The sequence below is a fragment of the Sulfitobacter sp. genome (genome assembly GCF_036960155.1).
Classification (GTDB): domain Bacteria; phylum Pseudomonadota; class Alphaproteobacteria; order Rhodobacterales; family Rhodobacteraceae; genus Sulfitobacter.
On the sequence record NZ_JBALWB010000002.1, the window covers coordinates 114,835 to 135,817 of the forward strand.

A 20,983-nucleotide genomic window follows, 5' to 3' on the forward strand; every position below is an offset into this window, starting at 1 on the left:
GCGTTAGGATAGCTTATGTCAATCTGGGCCCGCATTTCCGAAGCTCTGTCTGCTCTCGCCTCGGGTGAGGGGCTGACGGCAGTTTTTGACCGTTTGCGCACTGCGCCGGAAAGTTCGGTTGCTTTTACAATTGCAGTGATCGCGTTGGGCGCCAAGATGGCCAAGGCCGACGGTCAAGTCACCCGAGACGAGGTCACAGCATTCCGTGAAGTATTCCGGATCGGGGATGATGATGCCCAAGGTGCTGCGCGGGTGTTCAACCTTGCGCGTACTGATGTTGCGGGTTTTGACGACTACGCACGCCGCATCAAAGGGATGTTCGATGATGAATCGCCCATTCTGGGTGACCTGTTAGAAGGCTTGTTTCACATCGCAATGGCGGATGGCATTTATCATCCCAATGAAAATGCATTCCTAGAAGAGGTTGCGCAAATCTTTGCGGTGCCAGAGGGACAGTTTGAAACTTTGCGCGCGCGCTTTGTGCCCAATTCCTCGCCGCTTCCGCATATGGTTTTAGGTGTACCGCGTGACGCCACCAAGGAAGAAGCACGCGCTGCATGGCGTAAACTGGTGCGTGCAAATCACCCCGATGCGTTGATTGCGCGTGGCCTCCCTGAAGAAGCTGTGAAAATGGCGGAAAAGCGGATGATCGATATCAATCGCGCGTGGGAAACGATTTCGGGTAAGTCAATTTAATGCGGATCGCGACATATAACGTTGAGTGGTTTGCAAACCTGTTTGATCAGGATGACAAATTGCATGACGATGGCGGCTGGTCGGGGCGTTGGAACGTCACGCGTGCGCAGCAAACCGCAGCGTTGGGCACGGTGTTTCGTGCATTGGATGCCGATGCGATCATGGTCATCGAAGCACCTGACGCTGGCCCCAATCATGATGCCGTTGCCGCCCTCGAACATTTCGCAGAACGGTTTGGGCTTCGTGCCCGCCGCGCGGTGATGGGCTTTGCAAACAATACACAGCAAGAGATCGCGCTGTTATTTGATCCCGACATGATGACAGCCGTGCATGACCCTCAGGGGGAGCCGAGCGGCGCAAAGGGCGCACCCGGCGCGCCGCGTTTTGACGGCAGCCTGCTGATTGATCTGGATATTGATGCAACTGAAGATCAAGTAGTGTTTTCCAAGCCACCGATTGAGTTGGCGATAGAAACACGCAGTGGTTTTTCGTTTCGCATGATTGGTGCACATCTGAAATCAAAGGCACCGCACGGCGCGCGCGATGACAAACATGCGATGCAGATTTCAATCGCAAACCGCCGTAAACAGCTTGCACAAGCGATTTGGTTGCGTGCGCGTATCGACAGCCATGTAGCTGATAAAACGCCTATAATGCTGCTAGGTGATCTGAATGATGGTCCGGGTCTGGACGCTTTTGAAAACCTGTTTGGGCGTTCTTCGGTTGAGATTATTCTAGGCGCAGATGGCGATCACCCGCTGTATGATCCGCACGCGGCGCGCGCGCTGGGACAGCGTCTGGGCGCAACACCGACCACTTCACGGTTTTGGATCAGGCAGGAAAAACGGTTTTTGCAGGCACTACTTGACTACATTATGGTGTGTCTCGGCATTCGGGACCGCGCGCCGCAGTGGCGCATTTGGCATCCGTTGGATGACCCTGCGTGTTGGGGTGACAGTGCCCTGCGGGAGGCCTTGGTTGCGGCGTCCGATCACTTTCCGGTGACGCTAGACATCGATGTATAATTTGGCGAACCGCATCTGAGCCCCTATATAGGGCGTATGAAACAGATATTTGCCATTCCACTTGTTACAATGATGTTATCCACGCCCCTTGTTGCACAGGAGCAAGGCCCATCTTTGATGGAGCGGGGCGCGCAGTTGTTCTTTGATGGGTTGATCGAAGAAATGGCACCCGCATTAGATGAAATGGCCGCATTGTTGGAAGACGCAGGGCCTGCTTTGCAGGATTTTGTCACCGAAATGGGGCCAAAGCTGCGCAATGTTCTGGAAGAGGTAGAAGACTGGAGCGTTTATACTGCGCCCGAAGTTTTACCCAATGGGGACATCATCATCCGTCGCAAACCCGATCTGCCAAACATCGCACCTGATGATCCACTCAAAGAGGTATCACCCCAGATCGATCTTTAATGGTTTTGAGGCTTTTACAATTGCCTGCGCATCCAGCGATGTAGCAAGCGATGTGAACCGCGCTTCAGCTACTTCACCAAACAGCGGCATCATGTCTGCACTTAGACGCAAGTGCAGCTCTTTTTTCTTGGGATACCAGCGCATTTCGCCCAATTCAGCGATTTTGTCCATCCACAACATTGCGCCAAATCGCATGGCCTTACCTAGGATTTCGGCGTCATCGCGGGTCTTCTCATCAACCATTTCGATGAGGTCGTTGAAGCGAACGTTTTCGCGTTTGTTGGAATACCGGTGCATCAAGGCAAGGCCCATAAAGATGCGTTCGGAGTGTTTGAGCCCGCCCAAATTGGCACGCGTAGCGTTATCAAAACAAACTTCGGGGCGGTAATCTGGGTGCGCGCGCCAACTCACATCATGGAGCAGGCAGGCGGCTTTGATCATACGTTTGCGCGGCTCTGAGGCGGATTTGTAGAGAGGTAAGATGAAGTTATACAGCATTCGGCCAAACCCGGGGCTGCGCGCGTCCTTATCTTCGGCAAAACGGCAGGCTTCGATCAATGGATCACGGTCGCGCAAGCGTTGCGGCATCTGCTCATACAGCATCCCTTCGCGGATGCCATAGCTGGAAATGGCAATGTCTTTTGGTTTGAAGGTCTTGACCAACCGGCTGAGAACTTCACACGCATAAGGAACCAGAGAGGCGCGGGCGGATGAGACACCTGCTTCAACCCGCAAGGTATCCATATCGGAAGTCCGGATGAATTCGATTGTGTCGCGCACGGATTGCCGGGTCATGCGGTATTCGTGCAGCACATGCAGCGGATAGCCGCGGCGGATCATGTCAATGCGGGCAATGGCACGCCATGAACCGCCAACAAGGAACAGGCGGTCACGCTGCTTGCCCATCTTATCGGCAAGCGCATGCATGACTTCTTTGATATGGGCGTTGCGCGCTTTTGCGCCACCTTTGATGTCACGTAGTTTCAGCGGACCAAGCGAGGATGTTTCGCGGCGCCCAACACGCCCCCCCGAGATTTCAGCAAGCTCAAGTGAGGAGCCGCCAATATCACAGACCAGTCCGTAAGCCCCAGGCCAGCCCAACAGGACACCTTGCGCAGAGAGGCGGGCCTCTTCTTTGCCGTCAATGACCCAGATTTTTACGCCAGTTTGTTCGCGGACTTCTTGGCAAAATGCGCGCCCGTCTGATGCATCCCGCACAGCGGCCGTTGCGACAGCTGTCAATTCGGAGAGGCCCATGCCCTCAGCAAGTTTTGAGAACCTTTTGAGCGCGGATAATGCACGCACGCGACCCTCGGGGGACAGGTGGCCCGTATCGGCCATGCCAGCCCCAAGGGCGCACATGATTTTTTCATTGTAAAAATAAGCAGGGGAGCGTGCTGCACCGTCAAACACCACCATCCGAACCGAGTTTGATCCCACATCCACAACACCCACACGGCGCAGTGCACGTGCACCTGGGTCTTGAAAAAGGGGTTTTCCGAAAAGTCCTAAATCGGCAACGCCAGTCTCAGGAACAGGCAGTTTTTGTTCGATTGTCTCAGGCATGCGCGCTCCGGATTGTGAGGCGTTGAGTTGATGCAAATTGGCCCATACCCTAGCCCACGTCAATGACTAACCAGTGTTGATCCAAAGGAGAAAGTCGGCTGTGCCGACCTTCACACGATTTTTGGTGCTTGCCGCTAGTGTCAACGTTTGATCGCTGATGGCGGCAACTTAGTCTTCGGTATGCGTGAGCTTTGGCACGTCGGATGCGCCCGCTGATCCGCGCCCCGACAAAGACGGGTTTTCCATGAAGAACCGATGACAGCTAAAGGCGAACTGGCCCTCAGGCAGAGGAGGACGGGCAAAGCTACCGTCTGGTGCCATGACCCAGCTTTGCGCGATGTCAGCCATGTTGGCCGCCATGATCTGGCTGGTGATCTGGGCTTTTACGGTAGCATTTCCGATCTCAACCAATGTTTCGACGCGGCGGTTTAGGTTACGACCCATCCAATCGGCGGATGACATGAACACCCGCGCCTTTTTGTGCGGCAAACCATAGCCGTTGCCAAAACAAACGATGCGGGAGTGTTCCAGAAAACGTCCGACAATCGATTTGACGCGAATATTCTCGGACAGCCCTTTAATGCCGGGGCGCAGGGCGCAGATGCCGCGGATGATCAGGCTGATCTGCACGCCAGCATTGGACGCCGCATAAAGCGCGTCAATCACTTCGGCATCTACTACGCTGTTCATTTTTGCCCAAATTACGGCGGGTTTCCCTGCGCGGGCGTGTTCGGCTTCGGCCGCAATCATCTCAAGGAGGCTGGATTTCAGCGTGAGCGGCGAAATCGCCAAATTGTTCAAATGCTCTGGTTGGGCGTATCCTGATAGGTAGTTGAACACTTTGATAGCGTCACGGCCCAGTTTTTTGTCACAGGTGAACAGCGACAGGTCGGTGTAGACGCGTGCGGTGATGGGGTGGTAATTACCTGTCCCAAAGTGGGTGTATGTGACCAGATCATTACCTTCGCGCCGCACAACGGATGAGATTTTGGCATGGGTTTTTAGATCGATAAATCCATAAACAACATGCGCGCCTGCACGTTCTAGCCTGCGGGATTGGCGAATGTTGGCGGCTTCGTCGAACCGCGCCTTGAGTTCAACCAGCGCAGTGACGGATTTACCAGCTTCCGCCGCTTCGCACAGGGCCTCAACGATGGGGCTGTGACGGGATGTGCGATAAAGCGTCTGTTTGATGGCCACAACATTTGGATCCCGCGCGGCCTGTTGTAGAAAACGCACCACCATGTCGAAGGTCTCATAGGGGTGGTGCAGCAGCATGTCTTTTGAACGGATGGCCTGTAACATGTCGCCATCGTGGTCGGTCACGCGTTCTGGGATGCGTGGGGTGAACTGTGGCCACAACAGATCAGGGCGGTCATCGGTCACCAGCTCGGACAGGTCGTCGATGCCAATCATGCCATCAATCTCAATCACGTCCTGCGGTTTTGCACCCAATTCGTGCATGATTGTTGTGAGCAATTTTGCGGGCGCACCAGCCGAGTGCGTCATGCGCACCACTTCACCGCGCCGCCGCCGTTTCAGCGCAACTTCAAACTCGCGCACAAGGTCTTCGGCCTCATCCTCAACCTCAAGATCACTGTCCCGCAAGACGCGGAATTCGAAATGCGCCTTGAGTTTGTACCCGGGAAACAGGTCGGGAATTTTGAGAACCAGCAGGTCTTCGAGCGGGAGGAAGCGTTTGGTGCCCTCAGGTGCGGGAAGAGACACAAAGCGGTCAATTTGCGCCGGGATCGGCAGCAGGGCTTGCAGGGGTTTCTTGTCGCGGGTGCGCTCAAGTTGCATCGCAATTGCGAAACCGGTGTTGGGCAAGAAGGGGAAGGGGTGTGCGGGATCAATCGCCAGAGGTGAGAGAACGGCAAAAACTTGAGATAGAAATGTTTCGTCAAGCGCCACAAGGTCATCGCTGCTGAGATCGTCTAGACCCTCCAGCATGATTTTTTGTTCGTCCATTTCGCGCAGCAGGTTGGCCAACACTTGTTGCTGGCTCGACATCAACGCGCGGGCTTCTTGGTTGATCAGGACAAGCTGCTCGGCGGGGGTGAGGCCATCAGCCGCTGGCGTGGTGTTGCCTGCCTGTGCCAGCTCACGCAGGCCCGCCTCGCGAACGGTGTAAAATTCATCCAGATTGCCTGCGGAGATCGACAAAAACCGTAGGCGTTCAAGGAGGGGCACGCGCGGGTTTTCGGCCTCTTCAACAACCCGCCAGTTAAAGCCAAGCCAGCTGAGTTCGCGGTTTTGGAAGCGTCCGGGGCCGGACAGGTCCAGCTCGGGTAACTCAATAGGGGTATCAAAAGGGGCTGTGAGGAAATCGGGATCAGACATGAACGTGCTTATCCAGTAAAAATGTAACAGGGATACGACGGGAGCATGTTCACTATCGCGCGGCTGTGTCGTCCTTGTCCAGCACAAGTGCTGCAAGTGCGCGTGTGATCGGGCGTTTGCGCGCCAGGCTTTCGCGATCCAGTTCAGCAACGATGCGATTTGCAGCAGCAAATGAACGGTCCATTCGTTTGAGCAAATAAGGGATCACGTCGGGGGGCGGCATCAATTGGCGATCCGCAAGTAGTTTGACCAACACAGCCGACAAAAGCGCATCGTCTGGTGCATCAATTGAGGCCTCCAACGCGCCGCGCATTCGGCTGTCTAGATCGGGTAGGGTGATGCCCCAATGTGCCACTGCGCCGGTACCTGTCAGCAACAATGAGTGTCCTTCAGCAAGAACCAAATTGTGCAGGTGAAAAAGAGCAGTCTGCGTATCGGGATTGGCGGCAATGCGGTTGACGTCCTCAACGGCGACGCTGGACCTCGCCAGTGAGGGTACATCCTGTGTTGTCAGATTGGATGCGGTAACAATTGTGGCTTGCGCCGCATCTGCCCAAACATGTGTGAGGTGCGTTTTTCCCGCACCTTTTGGCCCAGTCAGTACCATTTTGGATCCTGACCAATTGCGCCAATTTTCGATCATAGCAACAGCCATGGCATTGGAGGGGGCAACCAGAAAATCGTCGCGACCACGGGCGGTGCGGACGGGCAGGTCTAAGCCAAGTTGTGTCGCCATCTTACTCGGCGTCTTCGTCTGGGAGTATTTGGTGCTCGGTGCCACGGTAAAGCAGGCTCAACTGGTATTGCTCTACCGCGAAGCGCGTCACAACGCCCAATGCAGCGGCAACAGGAACCGCAACCAGCATGCCGACAAACCCGAACAACGAGCCAAAAACCGACAAGGCGAGGATTAGCCAAACAGGATGCAAACCTACGGAGCTGCCAACCAGTTTCGGGGTGAGGACATTGCCTTCAATCACCTGACCGATCACAAAAATACCGCCAACCATGCCGATAGAAACCCAATCACCCCAGAACTGGAACAGCGCCAGACCAATCGCCAGCGCGCCGCCGATCAAGGCACCCAGATAAGGAATGAACGTCACTAGCCCTGCGATAAAGCCAACAACCAGACCAAACTGCAGCCCAACCAACATCAAAGAAATTGCGTAATAAGTGCCTAGGAACAGGCAAACGGTTCCCATCCCACGAATGAACGAGGCAAGTGTTTTATCAATGTCGTGTGCCAATCGGCGGATGACATGCGCATGATCACGCGGCAACAGCGTATCGATATGGGCAATCATGCGGTCCCAATCGAGCAGCATGTAAACAGCAACCACAGGTACGATCACAAACAGCATGATCAGATTCAGAATGCCCGCCGCTGAGCTGAGGGCGGTATTCAACAGTTCACCGCCACGTTCTTGCACGGCTGTACCAATCGACGTGATCGAGCTTTGCAAAGTTGAGCCTTCTTCGAGCAAAGAGGGGAACCGCTCAACAAAGAATGCGCTAAGGCGTTTGGTCAGATCCGGTGCGATTTCAAACAGATTGATCGCCTGCGCAACCAATGTGGGGATCACCAGCAACGCCATGATGACAAAGATCAAAACAGCAACAATAGTGATGACAGCAGTTGCCATCGCGCGGCTTAGGCCCATGCTTTCTAATCGGTCGGCAACAGGATCAAGGAAATAGGCCAACGCGCTGCCCAGAACGAAAGGCAGCAGCACGTCCCCCATGAACCATAAAATGACCAAAGCTGCCATTGAGGCGATGCCCCAATATTTCAACTGGTCTCTGATAGGTAACGCCATAGCTGTGCTCCTGCGACAAGGTTTACACATCGCTCATGGTTGGCTGATTTTCAAGGGCGGGCTGTAGAAATGGGCCTGCCCAGTGCAGGCAAATGTATGACAGGCCAAATAATTTGACGTTCCAAATTACCAGTCAGACAGCTTTTGGGTGTAGTGGTAGCTGGTGCCTCGTAGGTTGAATTCAACGAAAGAGTTAAAATATATGATGCTGCGGATTAGTCGTAGGTCCGCTTCAAAAGAATTTCAGGTTGGTGTGCTGTGATCTAATCTGGATGTTACTTGTTGTCGAAAGCTGAGAGATGCGTAAGCCACAGGGTCGTGTGACCGACATATTAAGTGTAGGGACAGACAAATCCCGCTCTGTTCTTATGTTAGATCGGCTTACTTATATTCCTGAAGAAGGGGATATGCTTCAACTGGCTGGCCGCAACCTAGTGGTCGAAGGTGTCGATGGGCATCGAAAACGAAATTGTGTGACCGCACTTTGGTTTTCTGATCTTGGAAGCATCTCTATTTTGATCAACGAACGGCCAGAAGAGCTGAGGCCATTGGCAGAACACCCAAATAGGCTGTGGGTTTCTTGGCTCCCCAAAGCCGAACTGCTTTGGCATTTCGAAACAGATGATCTGCCTACATTCACGCGTTTGAACGAAGGTTGGAACGCCCACCCAAATCTTGCGGGCCTCAGTCTTGAGCAAACGGGCAATACACTTGTAGCCCGTATTAAGCCAAATCCTTAGCAGTATCACCAATATGAGATCGTACCCGAAATCTCGGTTAGCTTTGTTGTCTGCACAAAGTATCGCGTTACCCCCGTAAACGACGAAGGCTGGTACATGGGACAATGCCGTTTCAGTGGGCTTGCACCCTCGTGGGGCGAATTTTACGAAATATCAGGCGATAGCCGGGATGATTTGGACCCTAGACCTTGGATCGAAATGGAAGGCTGTGGAACACGTCATTTTCATTCCTACATGAAAGATGAAACCCTTGAGGTCAAAGCAGAGGATTGGTTGATGCGACATGAAGACTGAGTCTGGAGCGATCCATTTTTTGGCAGTTCGTTGATTTCTAAAGCGCTAGAGATGTAGGTGGATGTGAAAATGTCTACTGTGCTTGACACCTGAGACACACACGCCACGATAGGGCCAACCCTTACCGGAGCTACACTATGCGCACCCCCTACGATTCCGAGCTGCAGGATAGATTGATGCGGTATGCTGCCATCGACAGTCAGTCCGATGAAGCCAGCACTAGCCAGCCCTCAACAGCGTGTCAGTTGGATATGAGCCGCCTTTTGGTGACCGAGCTGGATGAGATGGGTGCAAAGGATGTGCGGCTAACCGATTATGGTGTTGTGCTGGCCACGGTGCCCGCAACGGTTGAGGGGCCAGTGATGGGATTGTGTGCGCATGTAGATACAGCGCCACAGTTCAACGCGACGGGTGTCAAACCGCGCCTTATCAGGGGGTACAACGGTGGCGATATTAGCTTTCCTGATGCGCCTGAGCGCCGACTGGGGCCTGACATCTCGCCGCACCTGAAGAAATGTGTGGGCCATGATCTGATTACAGCTTCTGGCACTACCCTGTTAGGGGGGGATGATAAGGCGGGTGTTGCGATCATCATGACCGCTGCACGTCATTTGCTGAAGAATCCAGATATTGCGCATGGTGAAATTCGTCTTGCCTTTACCCCTGATGAGGAAATTGGGCGCGGTGTGGATGAACGGCTACCAGCAGATATGGCGTGTGACTTTGCCTATACCTTTGATGGCTCAACCCCCGGCGAGGTCCAACACGAGACGTTCTCGGCGGATCGTGCTTTTGTGACTATCCGCGGTGTCTCAATCCATCCGGGGTGGGCCAAGGACAAGCTGGTGAATGCCACGCACCTTGCGGCAAAGGTCATTCAGGGGCTTCCTCAGGTCAAAATGACGCCCGAAACAACAAAGGGCAAAGAGGGATTTATCCACATCACAGATATGAATGGCGATGCCGCTGAGGTTACCATTGGCCTGATCATTCGTGATTTTGAGCGTGAGGGCCTTGCCCAAAAGGGTGATGTTCTGCGCACCGTCTGTTCCGCCGTTGCCCTGACTGAGCCGCGCGCCGAAGTGATCTGTGAGATCACACCACAATACCGCAACATGCGCTATTGGCTGGAAAACGATATGACGCCTGTCGATCTGGTGCATGCTGCTATTCGTGATGTCGGATTGACCCCCGTTGCGATCCCGATCCGGGGCGGTACAGACGGGTCGCGTCTGACTGAGCTTGGCGTGCCATGTCCGAATGTTTTCTGTGGCATGCAGGAAATTCATGGTCCGCTTGAATGGATATCAGTTCAGGACATGGGCAAAGCAACCCAAGTCGCGCTGCGGTTGGCGCAACGGGCTGTAAACCAGCCTTAGGCCCGCAATGCAGTCCAATGACCAATCGCCGCCCCAAATACGGCGATTGTGTCGGGCGGGGCTTTGACCTAAGCAAGCAGCGAAGTTTTATGAGGATCGCCCCATGCGTTTAAGCCGTTATTTCCTGCCCGTGTTGAAAGAAACACCTTCCGAGGCGCAGATCGTAAGCCACCGCTACATGCTGCGTGCTGGTATGATCAAACAGAACGCGGCGGGTATCTATTCGTGGCTGCCGATGGGGTTCAAGGTTCTGCGCAAGCTGGAAAACATCGTACACGAAGAGCAAATACGTGCAGGCCACGTGCCCATGCTGATGCCAACGCTTCAGCCCGCAGACCTGTGGCGCGAAAGTGGTCGCTATGATGATTACGGCGAAGAAATGCTGCGCATCAAAGACCGTCAGGGCCGTGATATGCTATATGGTCCCACCAACGAAGAGATGATCACCGACATCTTCCGCAGCCACGTTGGCAGCTACAAAGACCTGCCGCTGACGCTTTATCACATCCAGTGGAAATTCCGTGACGAGATGCGTCCACGCTTTGGCGTGATGCGCGGCCGTGAGTTCTTTATGAAGGACGGGTATAACTTTGACCTGACCAAAGAAGACGCGATGCATGCCTATAACCGCCACTTGGTCAGCTATCTGCGTACGTATGAGCGGATGGGCCTTCAGGCGATCCCGATGCGTGCTGACAGTGGCCCAATTGGCGGCGATGACACACATGAGTTCCTAGTATTGGCCGAAACAGGCGAATCCGAAGTCTTCTATGACAGTGACGTAACTGATTTGCGTTTTGGCGACCGCGCCATTGATTACGACAGCCACGCTGAGTGTGCGGCCGTCATGGATGAATTCACCAGCAAATATGCGCGCACGGATGAAACCCACGACGAGGCACTGTTTAACGAAGTGCCCGAAGAACGCCGCCGCGTTGCACGCGGTATCGAAGTTGGTCAAATTTTCTACTTCGGCACAAAATACTCCGAGGCAATGGGCGCTACCGTTCAAGGGCCAGACGGCAAGGTTGTGCCTGTACACATGGGCAGCCATGGCATTGGCGTGAGTCGCTTGTTGGGTGCGATTATTGAAGCCAACCATGACGACAAAGGCATCATCTGGCCTGAAGGCGTCACGCCGTTCCATTGCGGGATTGTGAACCTTAAGCAGGGTGACGAAGAAGCTGATGCAGCCTGTCAGGCACTGTACGATAGCCTCACCGCGCTGGGCCTAGAGCCGCTGTATGATGACCGCAAAGAACGTGCTGGTGGTAAGTTCGCAACGATGGACCTGATTGGTCTGCCATGGCGCATCACCGTTGGGCCACGTGGTTTGAAAAACGGTGTGGTTGAACTGACCTCACGCCGCACTGGCGAAAGCGAAGAAATGGCCCCCGAGCAGGCGGTTGAGCGGATTGCACAAATCTACAAAGGTCTGACCGTTCGCGGCCTGTGATCAATAATAGCGGCGCAGGCTAGGTTTGCGCCGCTTCCCCCTTACGAACTATCCGTTGCGCATGCGCGCCTGGCTGGGCAAAATGGCGATATGAAACACATACTCATCGCTGCCTTTTCAATGTTTATGGCAACCGCTGCCACCGCGCAGTCAGAAGGCGAAACGGTCACTGCGCTTCAGTCCGCATTTGAGACTTGGGCAAGTAATCACAATATCTCTAGCTCTGACATCGTGATCCTGCATCACGGCGAGGTTGTTGGCCCGTCCCGTAGCGACGAACCCGTTGAAATCGCAAGCCTAAGCAAGGCAATTACCGCCGTCTGCGCCGCAACCCTGATTGATGACGGGATTTGGACTGCTCAGACCACCAGTGCAGAAGTCCTCGGTTTTGGCCATGAAGGTGTTACGGTGGCACAGTTGGTGACTCACAGTGGCGGGATTTCTCCGGACAGCACCCAAGGGGTCATGTGGTTGTGGATGACCTCAAATGTATCGCGCAAACGTCTCGCGACGGAAATCGCATTGAACCGCAAACGGGATGTCATTGGACGCTATAGCTATAATAACGAAAATTACGGTATCTTGGGTGAGATGATCGAGGTTGCTTTGGACCAACCTTATGAAGATGCCTGCCAATCCCGCGCACTGGCACCTGCCAATGTGACAACGGCTAAACCCTCTGAACTGACTGGAGGCATGTTGCCATGGGGCGGATGGAGCATGAGCGCGCAAGACTATGCACTGTTCCAATATCACTGGTTTGGTCCAGATGGCATGTACGGCGCGGGTTCTCCGTCAGATGTCCTCCTTGAGGTTGAGGGAGGCGCTGAGTACGGGTTGGGGATGTTTGAGCGTGATGTCGCAGATCACCGCAATTTTTGGCACTTTGGCCTGTGGTGTGTGCCAGGGCGTTTAAATACTGGTGCGTACGCCGTGATCTGGCAAGGGGAGTGGAGCGTGGTTGCGACCTATGATGCCTGTGTTGATTGGGATGCGATGGGCGCATTGGACGGGGCATTGGCAAAGGTAGTATACGGGTTATGATCCTTCGCACCCTGACATTTGTGGGCGGCATTGCCAGCGCAACAGCCACCTCGCAATTCCCCGAATTCTCACAGCAATACATGCAGCGCCTTGGCGGTGCGGTGGATGCGCTGGGCGAAGTTGTTGCAGATTTTGACGCCTCAGCCGCCGCATCTGACCTAACCCGTGACGCGGCGTTGGCGCAAATGCAAGGCACGCCGTTTCTTGAGCGGCGCGGCGCGGACATGTCCCGCTCGATTGAGCGCTATGAACGACTGAGCGATGATTTGGTCATCCTTGAGGGGCAGGGGCCGTTTATGCGCGCCTATAATGCGGCCCGTTTTACCGACACCGAAATAGCACAAGCAGCGTGGGAGGCCTACCAACCGGCAGTACCCGTGAGTTTTGCAGGGCTTACCTTTGCGGGTGTTGGATTTGTGCTTGGGGGCTTGGGTGTTGGTCTGGTGCTGGGCCTGTTGCGCGTGCCCTTTCGGCGTAGGCAGAATGCGCGGGCGTAAAGTAACGACACCAGCCAGCATTCGCCCAATGGCAACGCATTGACGCATTGGATAGGTCATAAACCCGCAAAGCCTTGACCCGCCCTGCGCAAAGCCTCACCTTGCCCCGAAAAACCGGATGCAAGACCCGAGCAAGGACAAAAATGGCTTCCAATACCCCTCCCTTTGCCCCGTTTGAATGGATGATCGCATGGCGTTATCTGCGTGCCCGTCGCGCCGAAGGCGGCGTGAGCGTGATGACGTGGATTAGCCTGATCGGCATCACATTGGCGGTGTTCGCGTTGATTGCAACGCTTGCCGTGCGTTCAGGCTTTCGCGCTGAATTTGTCGATACGATTTTGGGCGCAAATGCCCATGTCACCGTCTATGAAATGGGTGTGGTGCAGCCAAACGGTTCGATTGACCGTGATATCTATGACTACGACGCGCTGGCCGCCCAGATTGAGGCGGTTTCAGGTGTGACACGCGTGGCACCGATTGTGCGCGGGCAGGTCATGTCGACCTACAGCGGCAATAGCGCTGGAATGGAAGTCTACGGCATCACCGCCGAGAACCTCAAAACGATCCCGCGTATTGCAAACCCCCAGCAATCCCAGGGCGATATTACGCGCTTTGGCGAAGGGATCGCGATTGGATCTGGCATCGCACGCACACTGGGCGCGCAAGTGGGGGATCACATCCGCCTGATTTCGCCGGACGGTGTGAAGACGGCATTTGGCACGAGCCCGCGGGTGAATGGCTATGAGGTCACCTATATTTTCACTGCAGGGCGGTATGATATCGACCGCACCCGCGCCTATTTACCGCTGGCCGAGGCACAAAGCTACTTCAACTCGGAAAATGCTGTGAACGAGCTGGAGGTGATGGTTGCTGATCCGGATAATGTTGACCGCCTTGGGCCTGATATCTTGCAGGCGGCGGGCGATACGGCGCTGATCTGGACATGGCGTGAGGCGTCATCAGGCTTCCTGAATGCGCTCGAGATAGAGGATAACGTGATGTTTGTAATCCTTTCGATCCTTGTTTTGATCGCGGCGATGAACATCGTATCGGGCCTGATCATGCTGGTCAAAAACAAGGGCCGCGATATCGGCATCTTGCGCACGATGGGCCTGTCCGAGGGATCAATCCTGCGGGTGTTTTTCATCTGCGGTGCGTTCACGGGCATCATTGGTACGGCGATGGGTGTCATCCTTGGCTGCCTATTCGCGCTGTATGTGGATCAAATATTCGGGCTCGTGAACTGGATGTCTGGTGGCAATGCGTGGGACCCCTCCATTCGCGGCATCTATTTCTTACCAGCAAAACTTGAGTTTGGGGACGTGATGTCTGCCATCAGTCTATCGTTGGGCCTGTCGTTTGTTGTTACCATCTTCCCAGCGCGGCGTGCGGCGCGGATGAACCCTGTTGAGGCATTGCGTTATGAGTGATCCTGTTTTGCGCCTGTCTGGCATCACCAAGGCCTACAATCACGGTAAACCTAATGAGGTCACCGTCCTGCGGGGTATCGACCTTGAGGTTGCGCGCGGCGAAGTGGTGGCTCTGGTAGCCCCGTCTGGGGCTGGTAAATCAACCCTGCTGCATATTGCGGGGCTGCTTGATACGCCGGACGCGGGGACCGTTGAAATTGGTGGCGTGGATATGACCGGAAAACGCGACAGCGCGCGTACGGCTGTACGGCGTCGCGATGTGGGGTTTATCTATCAATTCCACCACTTGCTTCCCGAGTTCACTGCAGTTGAGAATATTGTATTGCCCCAACTGGCCAACGGTATTGCGCGCGTTGCCGCCCATACACGTGCCATGGAATTGCTGGATCAAGTGGGCGTTGCCCCCCGCGCGGCACATCGTCCTGCGGCTTTGTCTGGTGGCGAGCAGCAGCGCGTTGCCTTTTGCCGTGCCTTGGCGAATGGACCCAAGCTGTTGTTGGCGGATGAGCCCACTGGCAACCTTGACCCTGACACTTCCGAGACTGTTTTTGGCACCCTTATGGAACTTGTGCGCAGCACGGGGTTGTCTGCGGTGATCGCCACACACAACTTAGAACTGGCCGCCCGTATGGACCGTCAAATCCGGTTGGATCAAGGGGCGTTGAGCATCTAATTACATGGCCCTGTACCTGCTAGCACTGCAGTGGGAACAGACAAGTAAGTCCGTTTTTAGTCAGCATAATTTAAATGATAGGCCGTGTGATCTCCATTTGACGCGCCAATGGGGTCTCTGGTCATTAGATTTTCTGGCCGTTATGATGTTGATGATACAGGTGATGCTGAGATCGAACGGCCCAAGGCGAGTAGACAATTCATACCTATAGAGACGCTTACTGGCAGCTAGATGCTTGACGAAGCGGTACCCGACTGGTCTGTCATATAAAACTTTCAGACCGGAGCAAACCTAATGCCACTTATTACCCTTGATGAGATCGAACAGACTGTGCGCCGCGCGCTTGCTGCGCATGGTGCTGATGCGTTTCCTGCTGCTGAAGTGGCCCGCGCGGTGCGCAAGGCCGAGAGTGTCGGCAACAAGATTTGTGGGCTCTATTATGTTGAGAGTTATTGCCAGCAATTAAAATCAGGTCGCGTGTCGGGAACGGTAAGGCCGCAGGTGGATACTCCGCGCACAGCGGCTGTTGTGGTGGATGCGGGATTTGGCTTTGCCCAGCCTGCGTTTGCGCATGGGCTTCCTGTGGCTTTGGACGCTGCGCGCCGTGCGGGTGTTGCATCGCTTGCGGTTGCCCACGCTCATACCTGCACGTCGCTGGGGTATTTCACCGAACAGATCGCATTGGCAGGTATGATCGGCATCGGGTTTACCAATGCATCCCCCATCGTTGCGCCCCCCGGAGGCAAAACACGTGCAATTGGCACCAATCCCATCGCCTTTTCCGCGCCAGATGGGCAGGGTGGCGTCGCTATGCAGTTTGACCAATCCACCACCACTGTTGCCTTGGGCAAAATCACCATGGCTAAAGCCGCAGGGCAAAGCATTCCTGAGGGGTGGGCGTTGGATGCCGACGGTAACCCGACGACAGACCCAGAGGCTGCGATCAAAGGGTCGCTTGTGTCTATGGGCGGGTACAAGGGCTGGGGCTTTGGTCTGATGGCTGAAATTTTGGCGGCCGCAGTGACGGGATCGGTCATGTCGCGCGATGTTAAACCGCTTAAGGCACCGACGGGCGCGCCGCATGATCTTGGCCAATACTATTTGCTGATCGACCCGTCAGTGAGTTCTGATTTCGGTGAGAAAATTCAGGCTCTGTCTGAACACATCGCACAAGATGACGGCGCGCGGATGCCTGGCCAGAATAAGATCACCATGGACCCAGTTGAGGTGGGCGAGGACACATGGGCGCTGATAACCGAATTGGCGAACGCCTAAGCCTGCTGCGTCAGCCAAACACCTATCGCCATGGTGGCAATGCCCGCCGCCCGCGTTAGGCTGATGGGGGACACTTGCGCACCGAACATGCCAAAGTGATCCACCAGTGCGGCCGAAAAGAGCTGGCCCAGTAGGACAAAAAACACCGCGTTCCCGATGCCAAAGTGGGGCGCGATGAATGTGATGCTCAGCAAATAAAATGCGATGAGCACGCCCGCTAGAAACAGGTGTTTGGGCGCGGTAGGCAGTTTGGCAAAGCCTTGCGGGGCTACGATCAGAGCTACAACCACTGCGACCGAAAACGCCACAACAAATAGCACGGCAGCTGCCGCAGCAGGTGAGCCGATCCAGCCGCCCAGTTGCGCGTTCATTGCGGCGAGGATGGGAATGCCAAACCCTGCCAGTATCATCACGATGGCATATTGTGTCATGGGGGGGGGGGCTCACTGACAAATTCGTTTTAGGTCAACCCCGTCCCACGGCAACCCGACATCATAGGCAGGGCTTTGCGGTAGGGGGGCGACGGGCATTACTTGGGCGACAAGGCTGTGTAGGCGTTCGGTGCGTGCGCCTTGGGGCTGCAACGCGCGACAACAGACGAGTTCTTCGACAATCGAACCTTGTTGCTCATATCCGAAATCCAGAAATTTTTGGTCGGTCAGATCAAACAGATAGGGATCACCGCCGGGGCTATGCTCGGACGCGGCCTTGAGCGGGGAATACCCCGTCAGCTTGCGGTTTTGCCACTGCCACACATGGGTCAGCTCATGACTGAGCAACATCGCGGCCACCAGCCCAACGCGGTTGGGGTAATCGGGCAGGTAATCCTCAAGGAACCAATCCTTGTCAAACAGCACAGTATTATACAGCGCCACTGCGGCAGGTTTGGAGGTCACCACCTTTTCCTCAGGTGGATTGGGCGGAAAGATCAGCTCGCGGCAGGTGGTGCGCGGGCGCGGCTTGCGCTTGAACGTCACCGCGCGGGTCGGCGCGCCGTCATGCAGGCGCACGCGGTCGTAATTGAGGGTAGGGCCGTGGATATCAGCGGCAAACGCGCGCTCGGCGTCCGTAAGTGGACGACCACACGCGGCGAGGAACAATAGGATCAAAAAGGCAATGCGCATGAGGGCATTAGTGCCACGGCCCAGCCCAAGCGCAAGTGGAATGTTACGTTTCCTGACGCGGCAGTGAAACAGAGTGACCGTTTGCTATCTTATTGTTTCAAAGGTTCGTTCCTATCTTAATATCAGATCGCAGGGGCAAACAGCTTCCGCGGCGCACACCGCAGCTTAGGCTGCTTGGAAAGGAAATTGATATGTTGAGAGTAATTGCACCTACAGTATTCGGTTTTGTCGCACTGATGAGCATTTGGGGCTTCACCACCCTGACCTACATGAGCGCCGCCGCTTAAGGGCGCTTAACTCAGCTCTGGCCATGTCCCCTCACAAAGGCCGGAGCTATGGATCAGAAATAATGAAACCAATTATCTAGGTTTGGAGCCTACAAAGAGGCAATCAAGGTTCCCATAACGTCAGATGTGCCATCCCATACGTCTAGCGCGTTCCGATCTGTGACGGAAAATGCACAATTGGCTGAAGCGTCACTTCGTCTTATCCTTTTTTCCAAAATCAATTAGTATAAGGCATCATAGAGCTTGGGTCCCTGAACCTGATAGTTCACTTGCATATGTGGGTCTTACCCCCCTCCATGGAGAGGGGCTTTCTAACTGAAGGTTTGATTGACTGATGTTCAGAGGTCTCTAACTGTCGCGGCGTTTAAAAGCCGTTTAACAACGGCAGGCCAGTAAATAAGATATGCCAAACCTAGAGTGACTATTGTAAGCAATAACCAAATTAGTGCGTGGCCCAATATGTCACCGAACGAGACCTCAACCGAGACCTTCCCAACGGCTTTGCCCATAGGATCTACCAGAGTACATCTATTTAGAGGGGCTTTTAAAAAATAGTATGGCAGCACGAAGAGCGCGAGGCCGAGAGTAATAACCGAAAGAAATAGCCAAATTATTATTTGGCCGATTGCTTCGCCAACAGAGTAGTCACATTTGAGTTTGTAGCCGTTTAATTGCATTTATCTTCTCTTTAGAATTGAGTTGGGTAAATTCGAAAGTTCAATTATTAAGGGAAAGATGGGCGTTGTAAAGGCAGGCATTTATGCTTTTGATCATTAATGATCTAACTCAAACATCCAACTCCTCAACAAACTTAGCGTTCTCCTGAATGTACTGAAAACGCAGCTCTGGTTTCTTCCCCATCAAACGCTCCACCAGATCGGCGGTTTCGCCCGGTACATCTTCATCCACGGTGACGCGGATCAGTTTGCGGGTTGCGGGGTCCATGGTGGTTTCTTTGAGGTCCTTCGCGTCCATTTCGCCCAAACCTTTAAAGCGTTGCAGGTCGATCTTGCCTTTGCCGCCTAGGCCCTTCTCCAGATACATATCCTTCTCTGCATCATCAGCCACATAAACGCGCCGCGCGCCTTGGGTCAGGCGGAACAGGGGCGGGCAGGCAAGGTACAAATGCCCTGCGTCAATCATCGGGCGCATTTGCGTGTAAAAGAACGTCATCAGCAGCGCCGCAATGTGCGCGCCGTCCACGTCCGCATCGGTCATGATGATGACTTTGTCATAGCGCAGATCATCAAGTTTGAATTTCGTCCCCATGCCAACACCAAGCGCCTCGCACAGATCGTTGATCTCGCTGTTGGTGTGCAGTTTGCTGGATGCCGCGCCCAGCACGTTGAGGATTTTACCCTTGAGCGGCAGCAGGGCTTGGTTCACGCGGTTGCGCGCGCCTTTGCCTGATCCACCGGCCGAGTCGCCCTCCACGATAAACAGCTCGGTACCTTCGCGGGTTTTGGATGTGCAATCCGTCAGCTTGCCGGGTAGGCGCAGCTTTTTGGTGGCTGATTTACGCGCGGTTTCTTTTTCTTGGCGGCGCTTCATGCGTTCCTCAGCGCGCAGGACAAGGAAATCAAGGATCGCACCAGCGGATTTTGTGTCAGCGGCCAACCAGTTGTCAAAGTGGTCGCGCACAGCGCCTTCGGTCATTTTAGCGGCGATTTCGGACGACAGACGGTCCTTGGTTTGGCCCACAAATGCAGGTTCCGCGATGAAACACGACACCAGCGCACAGCCGCCAGACAACAGGTCTTCTCGGGTGATTTGTGCGGCCTTTTTGTTGCTGCTCAGCTCGCCGTAGGCTTTGATGCCTTTCAGGATCGCCGCCCAAAAACCTGCCACGTGTGTGCCGCCTTCGGGCGTGGGCACGGTGTTACAATAAGACTGGATGAAACCATCGCGCACAGGGGTCCAGTTGATGGCCCATTCGACCTTGCCTGCCTCGCCGAATTTATCATTAAAATCCACGGTGCCCGCAAATGCGGCCTCGGAGTATGTTGTGGCGTTGCCCAATGTCTCGCTTAGGTAATCGGATAGCCCGCCGGGGAAATGGAATGTTGCTTCCTGAGGGGTGTCGCCATCAGGGATTTCGGATTTCCAGCGGATTTCGACGCCGGAAAACAAGTAGGCTTTGGATTGGACAGATTTATACAAGCGAGAGGGTTTAAAGCGGTGGCTGCCAAAAATCTCTTCATCTGCGTGGAACGTGACCGTTGTGCCGCGTCGGTTTGGGGCAGCACCCAGTTTCGCAATAGGGCCAAGCGGTTTGCCGCGTGAAAATTTCTGCTCATAGAGCTCGCGGTTACGCGCAACTTGGACAATCATACTGTCCGAAAGGGCGTTGACCACCGAGGATCCCACACCGTTCAGGCCGCCTGATGTCTGGTACGCCTTGCCCGAAAATTTGCCGCCTGCGTGCAATGTACACAAGATCACCTCAAGCGCGGATTTGTCCGGAAACTTGGGGTGGGGATCAACCGGAATACCACGCCCGTTGTCGCGTATCGTAATAGAATAATCCGCATGCAGTTCGACTTCGATCCGGTTTGCGTGACCAGCAACAGCTTCGTCCATCGAGTTGTCGAGAACTTCGGCGACCATGTGGTGCAGCGCGCGTTCATCCGTGCCGCCAATATACATGCCCGGGCGTTTGCGAACAGGTTCAAGGCCCTCAAGCACCTCAATGGACGAGGCGTTGTAATCGGAAGGCTCTGGGGTATTGCCGGAGAGTAGATCTGACATGAGATGGGCCTGCTGCTGTTGCTTTTGATTGGGGTCATTTTGACAGGTGCCGGGCAAGTCGGCAATCGCCCAGATCACATAAACGACAGGCAAATGCAGCGGCGGCGTCGTTTGGCGGCGATTTTCTGTTTTTGGATCGTGTATCTAGGGCTAATCGGACAGGGAAGAGACGGAGCATTGC

At 54.6% G+C, this 20,983-nt stretch carries 20 protein-coding genes; 12 read left to right on the forward strand and 8 right to left on the reverse strand.

Annotated elements, in window-relative coordinates; genetic code table 11:
- Nucleotides 1–15: 15 nt before the first annotated feature.
- Genes V7775_RS07000 through V7775_RS07010 form a run of 3 tightly spaced genes read left to right on the forward strand, consistent with a single transcriptional unit; the run spans nucleotide 16 to nucleotide 2,126 of the window.
- Entirely contained in the window at nucleotides 16–696 is a 681-nt protein-coding gene (locus V7775_RS07000; protein WP_335751170.1) for a molecular chaperone DjiA, read from the forward strand.
- Nucleotides 696–1,721, forward strand: a complete 1,026-nt coding sequence (locus V7775_RS07005; RefSeq protein WP_335751171.1) for an endonuclease/exonuclease/phosphatase family protein — start codon at nucleotides 696–698, stop codon at nucleotides 1,719–1,721. The genes V7775_RS07000 and V7775_RS07005 overlap by 1 nt, the downstream gene beginning before the upstream one ends.
- 36 nt (nucleotides 1,722–1,757) lie before the next feature.
- The gene (locus tag V7775_RS07010; RefSeq protein WP_335751172.1) at nucleotides 1,758–2,126 is read left to right on the forward strand and encodes a hypothetical protein; all 369 of its coding nucleotides are present in this window, start codon (nucleotides 1,758–1,760) and stop codon (nucleotides 2,124–2,126) included.
- Here V7775_RS07010 and V7775_RS07015 read toward each other — a convergent pair.
- From V7775_RS07015 to V7775_RS07030, 4 genes are all read right to left on the reverse strand, one after another.
- The gene (locus V7775_RS07015) at nucleotides 2,106–3,692 is read right to left on the reverse strand and encodes a Ppx/GppA family phosphatase (protein WP_335751173.1); all 1,587 of its coding nucleotides are present in this window, start codon (nucleotides 3,690–3,692) and stop codon (nucleotides 2,106–2,108) included. The two genes, V7775_RS07010 and V7775_RS07015, sit on opposite strands and share 21 nt — an antisense overlap.
- Nucleotides 3,693–3,860: 168 nt before the next feature.
- Complete coding sequence (locus V7775_RS07020; RefSeq protein ID WP_335751174.1) at nucleotides 3,861–6,035, reverse strand: RNA degradosome polyphosphate kinase; 2,175 nt, start codon at nucleotides 6,033–6,035, stop codon at nucleotides 3,861–3,863.
- A gap of 52 nt (nucleotides 6,036–6,087) precedes the next feature.
- The gene (locus V7775_RS07025; RefSeq protein ID WP_335751175.1) at nucleotides 6,088–6,771 is read right to left on the reverse strand and encodes an HdaA/DnaA family protein; all 684 of its coding nucleotides are present in this window, start codon (nucleotides 6,769–6,771) and stop codon (nucleotides 6,088–6,090) included.
- Nucleotide 6,772: 1 nt separating this feature from the next.
- Nucleotides 6,773–7,855 (reverse strand): AI-2E family transporter, encoded by a 1,083-nt coding sequence (locus tag V7775_RS07030; protein ID WP_335751176.1) that lies wholly within the window; start codon nucleotides 7,853–7,855, stop codon nucleotides 6,773–6,775.
- A gap of 299 nt (nucleotides 7,856–8,154) precedes the next feature.
- On the opposite strand from V7775_RS07030, the gene V7775_RS07035 reads away from it, so the two are divergent.
- The 9 genes from V7775_RS07035 (at nucleotide 8,155) to V7775_RS07075 (ending at nucleotide 16,643) form a co-directional block, all read left to right on the forward strand.
- Nucleotides 8,155–8,595, forward strand: coding sequence for a hypothetical protein (locus V7775_RS07035; RefSeq protein WP_335751177.1), 441 nt, complete (start codon nucleotides 8,155–8,157; stop codon nucleotides 8,593–8,595).
- A gap of 96 nt (nucleotides 8,596–8,691) precedes the next feature.
- On the forward strand, nucleotides 8,692–8,889 hold the full coding sequence (locus V7775_RS07040; protein ID WP_335751178.1) for a hypothetical protein: 198 nt from the start codon (nucleotides 8,692–8,694) through the stop codon (nucleotides 8,887–8,889).
- Between the two features lie 137 nt (nucleotides 8,890–9,026).
- Entirely contained in the window at nucleotides 9,027–10,268 is a 1,242-nt protein-coding gene (gene pepT, locus V7775_RS07045) for a peptidase T (RefSeq protein WP_335751179.1), read from the forward strand.
- Between the two features lie 103 nt (nucleotides 10,269–10,371).
- Nucleotides 10,372–11,724: a proline--tRNA ligase gene (gene proS, locus V7775_RS07050; protein ID WP_335751180.1), complete on the forward strand. Its 1,353-nt coding sequence runs from the start codon at nucleotides 10,372–10,374 to the stop codon at nucleotides 11,722–11,724.
- 90 nt (nucleotides 11,725–11,814) lie between these two features.
- A complete protein-coding gene (locus V7775_RS07055; RefSeq protein WP_335751181.1) occupies nucleotides 11,815–12,768 on the forward strand; it encodes a serine hydrolase domain-containing protein in 954 nt (317 codons plus the stop codon).
- Nucleotides 12,765–13,265, forward strand: a complete 501-nt coding sequence (locus V7775_RS07060) for a DUF2937 family protein (RefSeq protein WP_335751182.1) — start codon at nucleotides 12,765–12,767, stop codon at nucleotides 13,263–13,265. Before V7775_RS07055 ends, V7775_RS07060 begins: the two co-directional genes overlap by 4 nt.
- 143 nt (nucleotides 13,266–13,408) lie before the next feature.
- Nucleotides 13,409–14,695, forward strand: a complete 1,287-nt coding sequence (locus V7775_RS07065; RefSeq protein ID WP_335751183.1) for a lipoprotein-releasing ABC transporter permease subunit — start codon at nucleotides 13,409–13,411, stop codon at nucleotides 14,693–14,695.
- On the forward strand, nucleotides 14,688–15,368 hold the full coding sequence (locus V7775_RS07070) for an ABC transporter ATP-binding protein (RefSeq protein ID WP_335751184.1): 681 nt from the start codon (nucleotides 14,688–14,690) through the stop codon (nucleotides 15,366–15,368). Before V7775_RS07065 ends, V7775_RS07070 begins: the two co-directional genes overlap by 8 nt.
- 294 nt (nucleotides 15,369–15,662) lie before the next feature.
- Nucleotides 15,663–16,643, forward strand: a complete 981-nt coding sequence (locus V7775_RS07075) for an Ldh family oxidoreductase (RefSeq protein WP_335751185.1) — start codon at nucleotides 15,663–15,665, stop codon at nucleotides 16,641–16,643.
- Here V7775_RS07075 and V7775_RS07080 read toward each other — a convergent pair.
- From V7775_RS07080 to parE, 4 genes are all read right to left on the reverse strand, one after another.
- Nucleotides 16,640–17,074: a DMT family transporter gene (locus V7775_RS07080; RefSeq protein WP_335751186.1), complete on the reverse strand. Its 435-nt coding sequence runs from the start codon at nucleotides 17,072–17,074 to the stop codon at nucleotides 16,640–16,642. The two genes, V7775_RS07075 and V7775_RS07080, sit on opposite strands and share 4 nt — an antisense overlap.
- A 12-nt stretch (nucleotides 17,075–17,086) precedes the next feature.
- Nucleotides 17,087–17,767 carry a hypothetical protein gene (locus tag V7775_RS07085; protein ID WP_335751187.1) on the reverse strand — a complete coding sequence of 227 codons (681 nt, stop codon included), beginning with the start codon at nucleotides 17,765–17,767 and terminating at the stop codon, nucleotides 17,087–17,089.
- 625 nt (nucleotides 17,768–18,392) lie between these two features.
- Complete coding sequence (locus V7775_RS24710; protein ID WP_443070098.1) at nucleotides 18,393–18,731, reverse strand: DUF6693 family protein; 339 nt, start codon at nucleotides 18,729–18,731, stop codon at nucleotides 18,393–18,395.
- A 109-nt stretch (nucleotides 18,732–18,840) separates the two neighbouring features.
- Nucleotides 18,841–20,802, reverse strand: coding sequence for a DNA topoisomerase IV subunit B (parE, locus tag V7775_RS07090; protein WP_335751188.1), 1,962 nt, complete (start codon nucleotides 20,800–20,802; stop codon nucleotides 18,841–18,843).
- Nucleotides 20,803–20,983: the final 181 nt, after the last annotated feature.

Excerpts from the sequence above, each read along its gene's own strand:
- V7775_RS07000 (WP_335751170.1), top strand. The coding sequence starts at position 16 with ATGTCAATCTGGGCCCGCATTTCCGAAGCTCTGTCTGCTCTCGCCTCG.
- V7775_RS07005 (WP_335751171.1), top strand. The coding sequence starts at position 696 with ATGCGGATCGCGACATATAACGTTGAGTGGTTTGCAAACCTGTTTGAT.
- V7775_RS07010 (WP_335751172.1), top strand. The coding sequence starts at position 1,758 with ATGAAACAGATATTTGCCATTCCACTTGTTACAATGATGTTATCCACG.
- V7775_RS07015 (WP_335751173.1), bottom strand. The coding sequence starts at position 3,692 with ATGCCTGAGACAATCGAACAAAAACTGCCTGTTCCTGAGACTGGCGTT.
- V7775_RS07020 (WP_335751174.1), bottom strand. The coding sequence starts at position 6,035 with ATGTCTGATCCCGATTTCCTCACAGCCCCTTTTGATACCCCTATTGAG.
- V7775_RS07025 (WP_335751175.1), bottom strand. The coding sequence starts at position 6,771 with ATGGCGACACAACTTGGCTTAGACCTGCCCGTCCGCACCGCCCGTGGT.
- V7775_RS07030 (WP_335751176.1), bottom strand. The coding sequence starts at position 7,855 with ATGGCGTTACCTATCAGAGACCAGTTGAAATATTGGGGCATCGCCTCA.
- V7775_RS07035 (WP_335751177.1), top strand. The coding sequence starts at position 8,155 with ATGCGTAAGCCACAGGGTCGTGTGACCGACATATTAAGTGTAGGGACA.
- V7775_RS07040 (WP_335751178.1), top strand. The coding sequence starts at position 8,692 with ATGGGACAATGCCGTTTCAGTGGGCTTGCACCCTCGTGGGGCGAATTT.
- pepT (WP_335751179.1), top strand. The coding sequence starts at position 9,027 with ATGCGCACCCCCTACGATTCCGAGCTGCAGGATAGATTGATGCGGTAT.
- proS (WP_335751180.1), top strand. The coding sequence starts at position 10,372 with ATGCGTTTAAGCCGTTATTTCCTGCCCGTGTTGAAAGAAACACCTTCC.
- V7775_RS07055 (WP_335751181.1), top strand. The coding sequence starts at position 11,815 with ATGAAACACATACTCATCGCTGCCTTTTCAATGTTTATGGCAACCGCT.
- V7775_RS07060 (WP_335751182.1), top strand. The coding sequence starts at position 12,765 with ATGATCCTTCGCACCCTGACATTTGTGGGCGGCATTGCCAGCGCAACA.
- V7775_RS07065 (WP_335751183.1), top strand. The coding sequence starts at position 13,409 with ATGGCTTCCAATACCCCTCCCTTTGCCCCGTTTGAATGGATGATCGCA.
- V7775_RS07070 (WP_335751184.1), top strand. The coding sequence starts at position 14,688 with ATGAGTGATCCTGTTTTGCGCCTGTCTGGCATCACCAAGGCCTACAAT.
- V7775_RS07075 (WP_335751185.1), top strand. The coding sequence starts at position 15,663 with ATGCCACTTATTACCCTTGATGAGATCGAACAGACTGTGCGCCGCGCG.
- V7775_RS07080 (WP_335751186.1), bottom strand. The coding sequence starts at position 17,074 with ATGACACAATATGCCATCGTGATGATACTGGCAGGGTTTGGCATTCCC.
- V7775_RS07085 (WP_335751187.1), bottom strand. The coding sequence starts at position 17,767 with ATGCGCATTGCCTTTTTGATCCTATTGTTCCTCGCCGCGTGTGGTCGT.
- V7775_RS24710 (WP_443070098.1), bottom strand. The coding sequence starts at position 18,731 with ATGCAATTAAACGGCTACAAACTCAAATGTGACTACTCTGTTGGCGAA.
- parE (WP_335751188.1), bottom strand. The coding sequence starts at position 20,802 with ATGTCAGATCTACTCTCCGGCAATACCCCAGAGCCTTCCGATTACAAC.